Genomic DNA, 14,769 nt, shown 5'->3' with positions numbered 1-14,769 from the left:
CGTGGGGGAAATCCAGCAATTTAAGGATAAATATCGTTTTAATCAGAACCTTCGGGACTATCTCCGCAGAATTAAAAGAAAAACGGCTTTGTTAATTGCTGTCAGCTGCCAGCTTGGGGCGGTTGCCGCAGATGTTGAAGAAGCCATTCATAAAAAGCTTTATCGGTTTGGGTATTATGTGGGAATGTCCTATCAGATAATTGACGATATTTTGGACTTTACGGGAACAGAAAAAGAATTAGGCAAGCCTGCTGGCGGTGATCTTCTGCAAGGAAATATCACGGCGCCCGCTCTGTTTGCAATGGAAAATGAGGCAGCCCGGAAAGAAATAGAAAAGGTCCATGCAAACAGCTCAAAAGCCGACATAGAAAGAATTATTTCTTTGATCAAGCAAACCGGTGCAATTGAAAAATCGCTTGCATTAAGTGACCTTTATTTAGAAAAGGCCCTGTCGATTCTAGAGGAACTGCCTGCCAACAAAGCAGGTAAAGCGCTTCGGGATATTGCCAGGAACATTGGCAGAAGGAAATTCTAGTTTGATTATAGTCTTGCCATTTATACCAAACAATGTTAATATTTTCGTGGATTGTTTTCGCTAGCAATCATATACATAATTTTTAGGAGTGGAATAGATGGAAAGAACTTTTTTAATGGTTAAACCAGATGGTGTACAACGTAATTTAATTGGTGAAATTGTTGCCCGTTTCGAGAAAAAGGGCTTCCAATTAGTTGGAGCAAAATTAATGAACATCTCTACAGAACTTGCTTCTGAGCATTATGGCGAGCATAAAGAGCGTCCATTCTTCGGGGAATTAGTTGATTTCATTACCTCCGGACCAGTATTTGCAATGGTATGGCAAGGTGAAAACGTGATTACGACTGCCCGCCAAATGATGGGTTCTACCAATCCAAAGGATGCTGCACCTGGAACAATCCGCGGTGACTTTGGCTTAACGGTCGGCAAAAATGTTATTCACGGCTCTGATTCACCTGCAAGTGCACAACGTGAAATCGGCATTTTCTTCAATGAGGCTGAGTTAGCAGAATACACAAAAATAGTAAACGAATGGATCTATTAATCCAAATATTAAAAGCACTTGTATGACAAATACAAGTGCTTTTTTGTATACGCATTCATAAAGAAAATTTCTTTTTTCTGAATTGTCCTACTATGTTTATTCGGCTGTATATGTTATATTGATACATAATTCTTTAATGAGTTGAAGGGGGAAAGAATATGGGAATGAGGTACTTAACTGCGGGAGAATCCCATGGTCCGCAGTTAACGACAATATTAGAAGGTTTTCCAGCAGGTATGCCTTTAGAGGCAGATGATATAAATAATGATCTTTCAAGAAGGCAAAAGGGCTACGGCCGCGGCAGAAGAATGCAAATTGAAAAGGATACTGCAGAGATTATGTCAGGTGTCCGCCATGGATTGACACTCGGCTCTCCGATTGCTTTAGTCGTTAAAAATAACGATTGGAAGCATTGGACAAAAATCATGGGGGCTCAACCACTTGAAGAAGGCCAGGAGGACGAAGTAAAAAGAAAAGTTAGCCGGCCAAGGCCAGGCCATGCCGACTTAAATGGTGCGATAAAATATGGACATCGTGACATGAGAAATGTCCTTGAACGTTCGTCCGCACGTGAAACAACGGTTCGGGTAGCAGCAGGGGCAGCAGCCAAAAAGCTGTTGTCGTTAGTTGGTGTGGACCTTGTATCACATGTTGTTGAAATTGCTGGGATAAAGGCGAATGTTGACAGTTCAATTACACTGAAGGAATTAAAAGAGCGGGCAGAAAATTCACCAGTACGGACCGGGGACCCAAATGTGGAGCAGGAAATGATGAATGCTATTGATGAGGCCAAGAAAAATGGTGATTCCATAGGTGGCGTAGTGGAGGTCATTGCGACTGGGATGCCGGCTGGCGTGGGCAGCTATGTTCATTATGATCGTAAATTAGATGCAAAATTGGCCGCGGCAATTGTCAGCATTAACGCATTTAAAGGTGTGGAAATCGGCATTGGTTTTGAAGCAGCCTCTAAACCAGGCAGTCAAGTCCATGATGAAATAGCTTGGAATAAAGAGCAAGGCTACCACCGTTTGACAAACCGGCTAGGCGGTTTTGAAGGCGGAATGACAACAGGTATGCCAATTGTTGTCCGCGGTGTCATGAAGCCGATTCCGACCCTTTATAAACCGTTAATGAGCGTTGATATTGAAACAAAAGAACCGTTTTCAGCCAGCGTTGAACGTTCCGACAGCTGTGCCGTTCCAGCGGCAGCTGTGGTGGCGGAAAGTGTCGTAGCTTGGGAGCTTGCAAACGCGTTAGTAGAGCAATTTTACAGCGACCGTTTCGACACCTTTGCGGCAGAAATCGATAAGCAGCGTGCCTATGCGAGGGATTTCTAATGGACACAATTCAAATCCATACAAAGTCAAAAAACTATCCTGTCTTTGTTGGAGAAGGTACCCTTCAAGACATAGGCCCGTTTTTAACGCATCACTTTCCTAAATTGACAAAACTATTCATTATCACGGATGAAACAGTTGCAGGGCTTCATCTAGAGAAGCTTCTGACCGTCTTAGAACCCTTCAAAACGACTGTTTTTACTGCTCCGAAGGGTGAGAAGGCTAAAACCTTTGAGGTCTATTATAATGCCTTATCAACCGCACTTGAGAACCGTCTTGACCGGAAATCCATCGTATTAGCCTTGGGCGGGGGTGCTGTTGGAGACCTGTCAGGATTTGTTGCGGCTTCTTTTATGAGAGGAATTCCATTTATTCAGATACCAACCACAATCCTTGCACACGATAGTGCCGTAGGCGGTAAGGTAGCCATTAATCACCCGCTTGGCAAAAATATGATCGGCGCTTTTTATCAGCCAGAGGCTGTTTTTTATGACTTGGAATTGCTTAAGACTCTGCCAATCCAGGAGATTCGCTCGGGATTTGCGGAAGTGATTAAGCATGCCCTTATCAATGATGCTTATTTTTATCAATGGCTTTCCTCCAATATAGATGATTTAAATTCCCTAAAACTGGAGGAATTATCGAAGTCATTAACAAAAGGAATTCGGATTAAAAATGAATTTGTCAGTCAAGATGAAAGGGAAACAGGCGTCCGTGCCTTTTTGAATTTCGGGCACACATTGGGTCATGCCATTGAAGCGGAAATGGGCTATGGGAATTTCACTCATGGTGAATCGATCATGATTGGGATGGTGTTTGCCTTAAAGCTCAGTATCGAGTATAGAGGGCTCTCTTTTCCATTGCCAGAATTCATCCAATGGGTTGAAGGGCTGGGGTATCAAACCAAGATACCTGATCATTTATCTCTTGAGAAATTAGTAACCAAAATGAAACAGGACAAAAAGTCCATTGGGGAAACGATTCATTTTGTATTCCTCGAAGAAATAGGGAAACCGGTACTTCAAGAAGTAAATGATGCTGATATTCTTGAAAGACTCAAAAGTTTTTAAAGCGAAGGGGGAGTTTAGCCATGATTAGAGGGGTGAGAGGAGCGACAACGGTTGACGCAAACACGGAAGAAGCGATTGTATCTGCAACCGAGGAGCTTTTGGCAAAATTGATTGAGGTCAATCATATCGAGCCGGACTCCGTCGCATCCGTTTTTATTTCTACAACTGAGGATGTCAATGCCGTTTTTCCTGCAAAGGCATTGCGTAATTTCGCTGGCTGGACATATGTTCCGGTCGTATGCATGAGAGAGATTCCTGTTCCAGGTTCTTTAAAAATGTGCGTAAGAATCATGATGCACGTCAACACATCTGTTTCCCAAAAAGACATCATTCATGTCTATTTAAAGGATGCAGTGGTACTTAGACCAGACTTAGGCAGCAGTTTGTCATTATAGGGCTCTGTCCATTTTAGAAAAATACAGAAAGGATGTAAATGATCATGAGATGGAAAGAACAATTATTAACTCTTACACCATATCAACCAGGGAAATCCATTGAATCAGTAAAAAGACAATATAATTTAGAGCAAATTATTAAGCTGGCTTCGAATGAAAATCCGTTTGGATGTTCACAAGCGGCTCTTTCAGCACTAAAAGAAAATTCGACAAGCCTTGCTATTTATCCTGATGGGTATGCCACAATTTTAAGAGAAAAGCTTGCTTCCTTCCTACAAGTGGGCGAGGATGAAATTATCCTTGGAAACGGTTCAGATAACCTAATCCAGATGATTTCAAGGGCGCTCCTGCATCCAGGTGCCAGCACGATCATGTCGACCCATACGTTTTCCCAATATAAGCACAACGCTGTAATTGAAGGGGCTGTCATTAAAGAGGTGCCTGACATTGATGGGGAGCATGATTTAGAGGGATTTTTGACGGCCATTGATGATCAAACCAATGTTATTTGGGTGTGCAGTCCGAACAATCCAACTGGTACATATATACCGGAAAATAAACTGATCCCATTCCTTGATCAAGTTCCTGAACATATTCTTGTCGTACTTGATGAAGCCTACTATGAATATGTGGTGGCGGAGGATTACTATGATTCCACAAGTCTCGCACAGAAGTATCCGAACTTGATTGTGCTAAGGACATTTTCAAAAATTTATGGCTTAGCAGCGCTCCGTGTCGGTTATGGGATTTCCAATAGCAGCATTATCAAAGCGCTTGAGCCAGCAAGAGAACCATTTAACGTAAACTCATTAGGGCAGCTTGCCGCAGCTGAAGCTCTTTCCGACCAAGAGTTTGTCGAGCAATGCAAGCAGAAAAATAGACAGGGTCTTGCTCAATATTACGAATTTTGCAAGAACAACAGCCTGAAATATTATCCATCCCAAACGAATTTCGTTTTAATCGATTTTCAAGTAGATGCGAATGAGGTATTTCAGTATTTGTTAGAACGAGGCTATATTGTCCGCTCCGGTAAAGCACTTGGTTTTCCAACAGCAGTTAGAATTACAGTAGGCTCTCCTGAACAAAATGAAGGATTAATCAAGGTTCTAGAGCAATTCCTTTCAGAAAAATAAACAGCAGTGCCTAAGAAAATTGTCCAGCATATGGCGCCGATAGAAAGGCGCCTTACGCTTTTTGTTTTAGGGGGAGTGATCCATTGAAAGGCCGGGTTTTTGTTATTGGATTAGGGTTAATCGGGGGCTCGCTGGCGCTTTGTATAAAAAAGGAGCATCCGGAATCGACCATTATTGGATTTGATATTAATAGAGAACAGGTCAGACTTGCCAAAATGCTGGGTGTCATTGATGAAACAGCGGAGAATATTCCCGATGGCTCACAGAATGCTGATTTAATTATCGTTTCCGCACCTGTAAATGATTCGAAAACGATACTCAAGGCTCTCTCCACATTACCATTAAAACCGGATGTCATTATTACTGATACGGGCAGCACAAAGAAGATAATCGTCGAAAATGCTGCTGATTTAAGGGACAAGGGAATCACTTTTATTGGTGGTCATCCGATGGCGGGGTCGCATAAAAGTGGTGTTTCAGCTGCGAAGGATATCTTGTTTGAAAATGCTTTTTATCTTTTAACCCCTGAAGAAATGGTCGATATAGACAAGGTAGATGAGCTTAAGGGCTGGTTAAAAGGAACAAAGGCAAAGTTTTTGACAATAACACCTGAAAACCATGATTATCTGACAGGCATTGTCAGTCACTTTCCGCATATTATTGCCGCATCCATTGTCCGCCAGACAGAAAAATTATCTGAATCGGAATCCCTAATCCCCCGTCTTGCGGCAGGAGGCTTTAGAGACATTACCAGAATTGCCTCCAGCAGTCCAAATATGTGGAAGGATATTTTGTTGCACAATCGGGAAAATCTAATTGCTCTATTAAATCAGTGGCAGGAAGAAATGGAAGGGGTAAAGGAATTACTCCAAACAGGTAACGAAAGGGATATCTATCAATATTTCTATCAGGCTAAACAATATCGGGACGGCCTGCCAATCAAAGAAAAGGGTGCAATCCCAGCCTTTTATGATTTATATGTTGATATTCCAGACGTTCCCGGGATTGTTTCTGAAGTGACCGGTTATTTGGCGAAGGAAAATATCAGTATCACAAATATTCGTATCCTCGAAACACGAGAGGATATTATCGGAGTCCTTGTCATTAGTTTTCAAACAGAAGGAGACAGGCAAAGAGCCGAGAAGTGTATTCTTACTTATACAAACTACTCCACCTCCAATGGGAGTTAAAAAGATTTAAATTAAAAGGTGATGACATGACTTCATTAAAGCTAGCAACAAATAAAAAAAGTTTAACCGGTGAATTAACGATTCCAGGGGATAAATCAATCTCCCATCGTTCTGTCATGTTTGGTTCGATTGCCCACGGAGAAACGCGGGTCACGAATTTCTTACCAGGTGATGATTGCCTAAGCACCATTTCCTGTTTTCGTAAACTCGGAGTAACCATTGAAGAAAATGGCGGAGACCTCCGCATTCTAGGCCAAGGTTTTGAAGGCTTAACCGAGCCTGACGAAGTTTTAGATGTGGGCAATTCCGGCACAACCATACGATTACTAATGGGAATATTAGCAGGCAGACCATTTTTCTCTACACTTGTGGGTGATGAGTCGATAGCGAAAAGACCTATGACCAGAGTAACAGGTCCATTATCGAAAATGGGTACCGCTATCGACGGTCGGAAAAATGGAGCATTTACTCCCATCTCCATAAGAGGTGGCAAATTAAATGCTATTCATTACGAACTTCCAGTTGCAAGTGCACAGGTAAAATCAGCACTGATTCTCGCCGGTCTTCAGGCCGAAGGCGAAACGACGATTTTAGAACCGGCCGATACTCGTGATCATACCGAGAGAATGATTCGTAAGTTTGGCGGAAAGATTTCTAAAGAAGGTCAAACCATTAGGGTAGAAGGGGGACAAAGGCTGTCTGCAGCAAGTGTAAATGTGCCAGGAGACATATCTTCCGCGGCGTTTTTCCTAGTTGCCGGCGCTGTTGTGCCAAATAGTGAAATCGTTCTGAAAAACGTAGGTTTAAATCCGACCCGGACAGGGATCATTGAAGTTCTGAAAAACATGGGCGCTGAACTAGAGATTATCCAGACCGAGGATGATTCTTTCGAGCCAGCGGGTGATCTTGTGATCAGAACATCAAGCTTGAACGGTACGGTAATCGAGGGCGAGTTAATTCCTAAATTAATCGACGAAATTCCCGTCATTGCTCTTCTTGCCACGCAGGCCGAAGGTCAAACGGTCATAAAGGATGCAGAGGAGTTAAAGGTAAAGGAAACTAACCGGATTGACACAGTTGTTCATGAACTGAAGAAACTAGGTGCGGACATCGAAGCAACAGAGGATGGGATGATTATTCACGGCAGAACCAAACTTCATGGCGGAGTAGTGTCCAGTCACGGGGACCATCGAATCGGTATGATGCTTGCTATCGCTTCTCTCCTTTGTGAAGGTGAGGTCACCTTGGATAACCCAGAAGCAATCGCCGTCTCCTACCCTAATTTCTTTACACATTTAGAAAGTCTAATTCACTAAAAAGCTGCCTTCCGGGGCAGTTTTTCCTTTTTAAGCCTCATGTCCTATCATACTTTTTCAAAAATCTGCATAGCTTGTCTTAAACAGATGAAAAGGGTGAGAGGATGGCGTATATCATTGAAAATGCCAATATCCTAAAAAGGAAAGAGCTGAAAACGTGCTCGTTATTCATACAAGACAACCGGATTGCTTCCATCCAATCAAATTTTAAGTACTACCGTCATATTAAAATGGACCTAGAGCCATATATCATGACCCCTTCATTTGTCCTGTTGAATTCAAACATTCCACTGAAAAACTCGTTTCAAGACATGAAAAAATGGATGATTGATTACTTTCTTACCAAAGGCTCCACTACCTTATTCACTTATGTACAGGCTTCCTTTGCAGAGGAAATACCCGATAAAATCAATGAACTGAAAGTTGCCCTCAGTAGCAGCCCTATTGATTATCTAATCGGAGTAAAAATACCAATGCGACTGATTACCCCTTCAATGATCCGCAAATGTAAAAAAGAAAAAGTGCCTGCCATTTTTGTTGATTTGGATAACCCTGATGAATTAGCGTCCGTACCATGGGGATGGATTAGAGAAGCGTTATTTCCCTACAATTGCCCGTTAATTCCAATTTTTTCTTCAACAGAAAAGAAGGAAGCAAAGGCCGTTCTGTCGAAATGGTTAACTATAATGGAAAAGGAAAAAATACCGGCACTATTAGAGGAATTAGAAGAAAACATACCGCTCTCAGCAACTGTTTTAAATAAGATTGGTTTATTTCCGCATAAAGGCAGCCTGATGAACGGGACAGAACTAAGCTATAATCTATATGAAAAGTCCAGGGAAATCATCAATGTTGATGAAGCTGCTTTATTTCATTATTATGGTGATAGACTAGCAATCACAGTACACAAGGGAAAAATCGTCCGTTCTGGGAAAGAGGTATTATTTAAACCAGGATATGGAGAATATGTAAAGGTGCGAACACCATCGTTTTTTTCCTTGTAAGTAAACGGGAGAGGTATTTGTCAATGGAGCGAATCAAGAAAATTATTACGATGTTAGAAAACGGCCAACATAAAGAGGCCTTAAATGAATATAATGTTGTACTACAAAGCGGCATGCCAGAGGAGAAATTTCTTCTTGGTGAAGAGTTATTCCAATATGGTTTTCTCGATGAAGCAAGGGCCTTGGTAGAGAATTTGTTAAACAGCTATCCTGAAGAAGGAGAACTGCTGATTCTTCTTGGTGAAATTCTGATTGAAGCAGGTGAAGAGGAAGAAGCCATTCTTGTTTTGGAAAGAATCTCCGAACTTGATGTTCATTATGCGCAAAGCCTGCTGCTCATGGCTGACCTTTATCAGCTGCAAGGATTATATGAAGTTTGTGAAAACAAACTCTTAAAAGCAAAGGAAATCTTACCAAATGAAATCATCATTGATTTTGCACTAGGCGAACTTTACAGTGAACAAGGGGAAGTAACAGCAGCTTTAAATGCCTATGAAAAGGTTCTTAAAGAGACAACTGAAGTTGCCAGTGTTAACATTTATGCCCGAATGGCAGACCTGTTAAGTGCATCCGGCGTTTTTGAAGAAGCATTAGTTTATTACGACAAAGCGCTTGAAGAGAAATTAGAAATAAACACACTTTTTGGTTACGCCTTCACAGCCCTGCAGGCAGGCTACAACCGGACAGCTATTGAAAAGTTTATAGAATTAAAAGAACTAGATCCGGAATATCATTCGCTTTACTTACTTCTTGGAAAGGCTTATGAGCGGGAGGAAGAGCTTGAAAATAGCCTCCGGATAGTTCAAGAGGGCATTAAAATTGACGAGTTTAATAAAGATTTATTTTTCTATGGTGGTCAAATTGCCGCCAAGCTAGGGAAACTTCCCGAGGCTGAACAATATTTGCGGGAAGCACTTGTTTTGGACCCCGGATTCACTCAGGCTGTAATGGTGTTGAATAAGCTGTTTTTACAGGAAGAGCGCTTTGAGGATGTTTTACTTCTTCTATCAGATCTTGGATTGACCGACGACGAAGAGCCTCAGCTTTTATGGGACTCAGCCCTTGCTTATCAAAAGTTGGAGTCATATTCAAAAGCATTAGACAAATATGAAAGTGCATATACTTTTTTTAAGAATAACGAAACTTTTTTACAGGATTATGGATATTTTCTAATGGAAGAAGGAAAAACCACCCCTGCCGCCGAAATTTTTAAACAACTGCTCGCATTTGATCCAACCAACAGCGAGTATCTGGATGTGCTTGAACGTCTTGGCGAATTTGAAGAATAAATAAAACAAAAAAGATGAATATGCAGAGGAGGGAATACGACTATGGCAACCCCTGTTTCTGTCAACGAGAAGAAGGATTTTATACGCTGGTTTTTAAATCATTATCAATTAAAAAGAAGAGAATGTGTATGGATTCTAAATTATTTAATGAGTCACGATCAGCTTATGGAAAAAGTTCATTTTGTGGAGCAGGCCCAATATTGTCCGCGCGGCCTGATCATGTCGACTCATTGTGTGGATAAAGTGCCATTCCGCTTTTATAAAGAAAATGTGATGACCACAGATGCCGAAAAGTCCTTCCATGATATTCGCTTGAATCGCGATGAGGACATTTATATTCAATTAAATTTTCATGCTTCTAATCAAGCACACCAGTATGCAGCTGTTTTGGAGGAGAATCCATACGTTCCGAAACACCTCCAGGTAAATGAGAAGGATGGAATCGTAGCAGAGCAATTTTTGCAAAACAGTATCGAGCGCTTTCAGCGGGAAAAACTCCTCCAATTAATAGATGAGGCCCTAGATAAACAAGACCGCCCCGCTTTTGAACGATTAACCAAACAACTAAATAAATTAAAAGCAACCGAACCAAAAGGAAGCCTGCGCTAAGCAGACTTCTTTTTTTTTAATCTAGCTGCAGCTTTTTTATGTTATTTTAAACAAATTTTTTTAGAAGTTTTATTTTCTTTTAAAGTTTTAGGAAATAATGATAATATAGGGGGAGATGAATAAAGGTTGGTGTAACATAGATGAAATGGATATCCCAAGAGGTTGAGACCTACTTAAATGCGAAGGAGTACGTCGATACCGCTGTTGTACCGTTATATTCGGTAGCCATTGGCGGGGAGATGAAAGAATCAGCAGAAGCTGCCGAATTTATTGGCCTGTTGACTACTCATCTCGAAAGACAATTTACAGGAAGAATTTTGCTATTCCCGCCATTTACATATTTAAAAAATGATTCAGGCGAAAAAGTTTTAGGCGAATTAAAGAATTGGGAGGTGAACATATTAGAGGCTGAATTTAAACATGTATTTTATATTACCTCGGATATCGAATGGAGAACACGTGAAAACGAACTTGATGGTGCTGTTATCTGGGTTCCCTCGATACCTCTCGAACAGATGAATGATTCGCAAAAATTAAAAATGATGGACAGCCAAGTAAAGCAGCTTTTAATACTTTTTACACAAAAGTGGCATCAAAAAGCGTAAAAACTATGCATAAACCTTATTTTAAAACAGTATTGATATTGACCTTACTCAGAAGTTGATATATCATTGTTATGTCCTAGTTTTATATGTGTTTAATTAATGTCCGCTGGACTTACTTCGTGAATAGAGGGGGGATAATCATGAGTAAAGAGCGCGTTTCTAGACGTCAATTCTTAAGCTACACATTAACAGGTGTAGGCGGTTTCATGGCTGCCGGCATGTTAATGCCAATGGTAAGATTTGCAGTTGACCCAGTGTTAAAAGCCGAAGCTGGCGGTGATTTCATCGCAACTCCAAAAAAAGTGTCAGAACTTACTGACGAACCGGTTCGTGTAGACTTCACATTCAAGCAGAAAGATGCTTGGTATGAGTCAGAAGTAACCGAATCTGCGTGGGTTTACAAGGACGGAGATAAGATTATTGCACTGTCGCCAGTATGTAAACATTTGGGCTGTACCGTTAACTGGAATTCTGACAAGGAACATCCGGAACAATTCTTCTGTCCGTGCCACTACGGCCGTTACACGAAGGATGGAACCAACATACCAGGTACACCACCACTTCACCCGCTAGATGTATATCCATACAAGGAAAAAGACGGTTTCCTATACTTAGGAAAAGCAAAACCACGGAAGGAGGCGTAATCATTGTTAAACAAAATTTACGATTGGGTAGATGAACGTTTAGATATTACGCCTATGTGGCGCGATATCGCAGACCATGAAGTGCCAGAGCATGTTAACCCTGCCCATCATTTTTCTGCGTTTGTCTATTGCTTTGGCGGTCTGACATTTTTCGTTACTGTAATTCAAATTCTTTCCGGTATGTTTTTAACCATGTATTATGTGCCGGACATCAAAAACGCATGGGAATCTGTTTTTTATCTGCAAAACCAGGTAGCGTTCGGTCAAATTGTCCGTGGAATGCACCACTGGGGAGCAAGCTTAGTATTAGTTATGATGTTTTTACATACGCTTCGGGTCTTTTTCCAAGGAGCCTATAAAAAACCTCGTGAATTAAACTGGATTGTCGGAGTACTGATTTTCTTCGTCATGCTTGGCTTAGGTTTTACAGGCTACCTTTTACCTTGGGATATGAAGGCATTGTTTGCAACTAAGGTAGGTTTGCAAATTGCTGAAGCGACGCCGTTTATCGGTTCCTATGTTAAGATTCTGTTATCCGGACATGAAACCATTGTCGGTGCGCAGACATTAACCCGTTTCTTTGCGATTCATGTATTCTTCCTGCCTGGAGTATTATTCGGTTTAATGGCAGCACACTTTGTCATGATTCGCAGACAAGGTATTTCTGGACCGCTATGATTCAAATTCTAATCTAAACTAGAAAGTTATCATATTACGATGAAAAAGGAGGGGATTGCTCAATGCATCGCGGTAAAGGTATGAAGTTTGTCGGTGATTCACGTGTAGTTGCACCTGAATCACGAAAACCGAAACTTCCTAAAGATTATTCAGAATACCCTGGCAAAACTGAAGCGTTCTGGCCTAACTTCCTTTTGAAAGAATGGATGATAGGTGCAGTTTTCCTTGTTGGCTTTTTATGTTTAACCGTTGCTCATCCGGCTCCGCTTGAAAGGATTGCGGACCCGACGGATACAGGTTATATTCCATTACCAGACTGGTATTTCTTATTCTTGTACCAATTGTTAAAGTATACTTACGCATCTGGGCCCTATACGGTTATTGGTGCAATGATTATCCCAGGACTTGCTTTTGGAGGATTATTATTGGCTCCATTCCTTGATAATGGACCGGAACGCCGTGCAAGTAAGCGTCCAATTGCAACAGGAGCTATGTTATTGGCATTAGCTGCAACTGTGTTTTTAACTTGGCAATCAGTAGCTACACATGACTGGAAAGCTGCAGAACGTCAAGGGAAAATCGTTGAAAAAGTCGATATTGATAAGTCTGCAGAAGGATATCAAATCGCTAAAGATAACACGTGTTTAACATGTCACGGCGAAAATCTTCAAGGCGGTGCCGGTGCACCAACCTTGATCGGTACAGGTTTAAAACCTGAAGAAATTGCTAAGATTGCAAAAGAAGGTAAAGGCGGCAAAATGCCTCCAGGTATCTTTAAAGGTGATGACGAACAGCTGAAAAAGCTATCTGAATTTATCTCTGGTCTTGGCGCAAAATAATGCTGTACTATAAAAGCTGACGGGATTACGTCAGCTTTTTTGTATATTCAGTAACAAGCTAAAAACGAATAATGGAAGGGGAGTCGTTGTGCGCTGGATTTACCCTCTTTTGGCCAATCGGTCGATTCTTAAATTGCTATTAATTGTCAATATAGTAGGAACAATCTATGGGTATTATTGGTATGGATGGCAGTTGGAGAATACCCCGGCTATATTTTTAATTTTTGTACCGGACAGTCCCACTGCAAGTCTCTTTTTTGTCTTTGTTCTTATTGCCTTTTTATTGAGAAAAAATTGGCCGCTGATGGAAGCACTGGCGATTGTCACACTTTTTAAATATGGAATTTGGGCTGTCGTGATGAATATCCTTGTTTTTGTTGTTCAAGGGGAATTGGATCCAGTCGGTTTTATGTTGATTTTCTCTCATTTTGCCATGGCAGTCCAAGGACTGTTATTCGCACCGTTTTATCGTCTTAAACTATGGCATCTAGTAGTGACTGCAATTTGGACACTGCATAACGATATCATCGATTATGTTTTCTTTATGCTGCCAAGCTATCAAATGCTTGACCGCTATATCCCGCAAATCGGCTACTTTACGTTTTGGCTGTCTATTCTTTCCATTGGAATTGCCTATTACCTCTGTATCCGCCAAAAAAGTTTTAAACTTGAAATTAAATAATTCAATACTGTAAATTATGGTCTAACCTTGTCCACCCTTTCATACATTTTATTAGTAACGAAAAGGGGGACAAGGTTAGTGAATATAAAGAAGTTCCTGTTATTAGCAATTATATGTTTACTAATGCCGATATCAGTATATGCGGAAGGACAATCCCCGATGGAGCGGCTTGATGACATTTCCGATGAAGCTCTTCAAATGGTCAAGTTTCATAGATATGATGACGCCAGGAAGTTGCTTGATTATTTTTCTGATCAGTTTAAAGGTGTGACAGTCACCGGACAGCCATTAACAATGGATGAGGTTCGTATCATTAACACTTCCCATGACGAAGCAATGGAAGCGGCAGTAAGTCCAGATATGAAACATGAGGAACGTATTAATAAGTTGACGAAATTCAGGCTGGTTATGGATGCGATTGCCACAAGTCATCAGCCCCTATGGACGGAGATGGAAGGTCCAATCATGACAGCGTTCCATCAAGCCAGGGAAGCGGCTGTGAACGGTAATTCTGCGAACTTTCATGCAAGTTTTAATACGTTTTTATCTCTCTATAACGTCATTTACCCAAGTATGAAAATTGATGTTCCTGTGGAAAATATACAAAGATTAGATGCACGTATCAAATTTATTGATGAATATCGCTCTCAAGTTTTAACTGATTCACAAGGCCGGGTAGAGCTAGATAAACTTGATACAGACCTGCAGAATTTATTTGCCAATATAGAGGATGATGAGGCCGATCCTTCCCTTTGGTGGGTGATCATTTCAACAGGGAGTATTATCATTGCGACATTATCTTATGTCGGCTGGAGAAAGTACCAAGGGGAAAAGGATGTTAGAAAAGACCGGTCCAGAGAGCATAAAGATTGACGCCTCTAATCCCTTTTACTAAAATG

17 protein-coding genes are annotated in these 14,769 nt (G+C 41.1%); all 17 read left to right on the top strand.

Translation table 11 applies throughout. From position 1 onward, the window contains the following. The coding region (locus KHB02_RS23805; protein ID WP_241114050.1) for a polyprenyl synthetase family protein at nt 1–535 on the top strand (535 nt) is incomplete at its 5' end. A 97-nt stretch (nt 536–632) separates the two neighbouring features. Then, entirely contained in the window at nt 633–1,079 is a 447-nt protein-coding gene (gene ndk, locus KHB02_RS23800; RefSeq protein WP_213145029.1) for a nucleoside-diphosphate kinase, read from the top strand. A gap of 164 nt (nt 1,080–1,243) precedes the next feature. Then, nucleotides 1,244–2,416 carry a chorismate synthase gene (gene aroC / locus KHB02_RS23795; RefSeq protein WP_213145308.1) on the top strand — a complete coding sequence of 391 codons (1,173 nt, stop codon included), beginning with the start codon at nt 1,244–1,246 and terminating at the stop codon, nt 2,414–2,416. Next, nucleotides 2,416–3,486 carry a 3-dehydroquinate synthase gene (gene aroB / locus KHB02_RS23790; RefSeq protein ID WP_213145030.1) on the top strand — a complete coding sequence of 357 codons (1,071 nt, stop codon included), beginning with the start codon at nt 2,416–2,418 and terminating at the stop codon, nt 3,484–3,486. Before aroC ends, aroB begins: the two co-directional genes overlap by 1 nt. 20 nt (nt 3,487–3,506) lie before the next feature. Then, nucleotides 3,507–3,881, top strand: coding sequence for a chorismate mutase (aroH, locus tag KHB02_RS23785; protein WP_213145031.1), 375 nt, complete (start codon nt 3,507–3,509; stop codon nt 3,879–3,881). 44 nt (nt 3,882–3,925) lie between these two features. Further along, nucleotides 3,926–5,014, top strand: a complete 1,089-nt coding sequence (hisC, locus tag KHB02_RS23780; RefSeq protein WP_213145032.1) for a histidinol-phosphate transaminase — start codon at nt 3,926–3,928, stop codon at nt 5,012–5,014. A gap of 83 nt (nt 5,015–5,097) precedes the next feature. Then, nucleotides 5,098–6,204 carry a prephenate dehydrogenase gene (locus KHB02_RS23775; RefSeq protein WP_213145033.1) on the top strand — a complete coding sequence of 369 codons (1,107 nt, stop codon included), beginning with the start codon at nt 5,098–5,100 and terminating at the stop codon, nt 6,202–6,204. Nucleotides 6,205–6,230: 26 nt separating this feature from the next. Then, nucleotides 6,231–7,520 carry a 3-phosphoshikimate 1-carboxyvinyltransferase gene (aroA, locus tag KHB02_RS23770; protein ID WP_213145034.1) on the top strand — a complete coding sequence of 430 codons (1,290 nt, stop codon included), beginning with the start codon at nt 6,231–6,233 and terminating at the stop codon, nt 7,518–7,520. A gap of 104 nt (nt 7,521–7,624) precedes the next feature. Next, entirely contained in the window at nt 7,625–8,524 is a 900-nt protein-coding gene (locus KHB02_RS23765) for a hypothetical protein (RefSeq protein WP_213145035.1), read from the top strand. 23 nt (nt 8,525–8,547) lie between these two features. Then, nucleotides 8,548–9,813, top strand: coding sequence for a tetratricopeptide repeat protein (locus KHB02_RS23760; protein WP_213145036.1), 1,266 nt, complete (start codon nt 8,548–8,550; stop codon nt 9,811–9,813). A gap of 42 nt (nt 9,814–9,855) precedes the next feature. After that, the gene (locus tag KHB02_RS23755; protein ID WP_213145037.1) at nt 9,856–10,422 is read left to right on the top strand and encodes a ReoY family proteolytic degradation factor; all 567 of its coding nucleotides are present in this window, start codon (nt 9,856–9,858) and stop codon (nt 10,420–10,422) included. Nucleotides 10,423–10,562: 140 nt separating this feature from the next. Beyond that, nucleotides 10,563–11,027 carry a YpiF family protein gene (locus KHB02_RS23750; RefSeq protein WP_213145038.1) on the top strand — a complete coding sequence of 155 codons (465 nt, stop codon included), beginning with the start codon at nt 10,563–10,565 and terminating at the stop codon, nt 11,025–11,027. Nucleotides 11,028–11,167: 140 nt separating this feature from the next. Next, nucleotides 11,168–11,671, top strand: a complete 504-nt coding sequence (locus KHB02_RS23745) for a QcrA and Rieske domain-containing protein (protein WP_213145039.1) — start codon at nt 11,168–11,170, stop codon at nt 11,669–11,671. Nucleotides 11,672–11,674: 3 nt separating this feature from the next. Next, entirely contained in the window at nt 11,675–12,349 is a 675-nt protein-coding gene (gene qcrB, locus KHB02_RS23740; protein ID WP_213120374.1) for a menaquinol-cytochrome c reductase cytochrome b subunit, read from the top strand. Nucleotides 12,350–12,411: 62 nt separating this feature from the next. Beyond that, entirely contained in the window at nt 12,412–13,188 is a 777-nt protein-coding gene (locus KHB02_RS23735; RefSeq protein ID WP_213145040.1) for a menaquinol-cytochrome c reductase cytochrome b/c subunit, read from the top strand. An 88-nt stretch (nt 13,189–13,276) separates the two neighbouring features. Further along, nucleotides 13,277–13,870: a lipoprotein heptaprenylglyceryl N-acetyltransferase LhaT gene (gene lhaT, locus KHB02_RS23730; protein WP_213145041.1), complete on the top strand. Its 594-nt coding sequence runs from the start codon at nt 13,277–13,279 to the stop codon at nt 13,868–13,870. A gap of 78 nt (nt 13,871–13,948) precedes the next feature. Beyond that, on the top strand, nt 13,949–14,743 hold the full coding sequence (gene ypjB / locus KHB02_RS23725; RefSeq protein WP_241114049.1) for a sporulation protein YpjB: 795 nt from the start codon (nt 13,949–13,951) through the stop codon (nt 14,741–14,743). Nucleotides 14,744–14,769: the final 26 nt, after the last annotated feature.

This window comes from Neobacillus citreus (assembly GCF_018343545.2).
In the GTDB taxonomy this organism is placed as follows: domain Bacteria; phylum Bacillota; class Bacilli; order Bacillales; family Cytobacillaceae; genus Neobacillus; species Neobacillus citreus.
This window is presented reverse-complemented; position numbering and strand designations above follow the sequence as displayed.

What these genes read in the sequence shown, in the direction of transcription:
- KHB02_RS23745 (WP_213145039.1), top strand. Translation starts at nt 11,168, where the DNA reads ATGAGTAAAGAGCGCGTTTCTAGACGTCAATTCTTAAGCTACACATTA.
- KHB02_RS23735 (WP_213145040.1), top strand. Translation starts at nt 12,412, where the DNA reads ATGCATCGCGGTAAAGGTATGAAGTTTGTCGGTGATTCACGTGTAGTT.
- KHB02_RS23760 (WP_213145036.1), top strand. Translation starts at nt 8,548, where the DNA reads ATGGAGCGAATCAAGAAAATTATTACGATGTTAGAAAACGGCCAACAT.
- aroB (WP_213145030.1), top strand. Translation starts at nt 2,416, where the DNA reads ATGGACACAATTCAAATCCATACAAAGTCAAAAAACTATCCTGTCTTT.
- hisC (WP_213145032.1), top strand. Translation starts at nt 3,926, where the DNA reads ATGAGATGGAAAGAACAATTATTAACTCTTACACCATATCAACCAGGG.
- KHB02_RS23750 (WP_213145038.1), top strand. Translation starts at nt 10,563, where the DNA reads ATGAAATGGATATCCCAAGAGGTTGAGACCTACTTAAATGCGAAGGAG.
- aroA (WP_213145034.1), top strand. Translation starts at nt 6,231, where the DNA reads ATGACTTCATTAAAGCTAGCAACAAATAAAAAAAGTTTAACCGGTGAA.
- aroH (WP_213145031.1), top strand. Translation starts at nt 3,507, where the DNA reads ATGATTAGAGGGGTGAGAGGAGCGACAACGGTTGACGCAAACACGGAA.
- ndk (WP_213145029.1), top strand. Translation starts at nt 633, where the DNA reads ATGGAAAGAACTTTTTTAATGGTTAAACCAGATGGTGTACAACGTAAT.
- KHB02_RS23765 (WP_213145035.1), top strand. Translation starts at nt 7,625, where the DNA reads ATGGCGTATATCATTGAAAATGCCAATATCCTAAAAAGGAAAGAGCTG.
- aroC (WP_213145308.1), top strand. Translation starts at nt 1,244, where the DNA reads ATGAGGTACTTAACTGCGGGAGAATCCCATGGTCCGCAGTTAACGACA.
- KHB02_RS23755 (WP_213145037.1), top strand. Translation starts at nt 9,856, where the DNA reads ATGGCAACCCCTGTTTCTGTCAACGAGAAGAAGGATTTTATACGCTGG.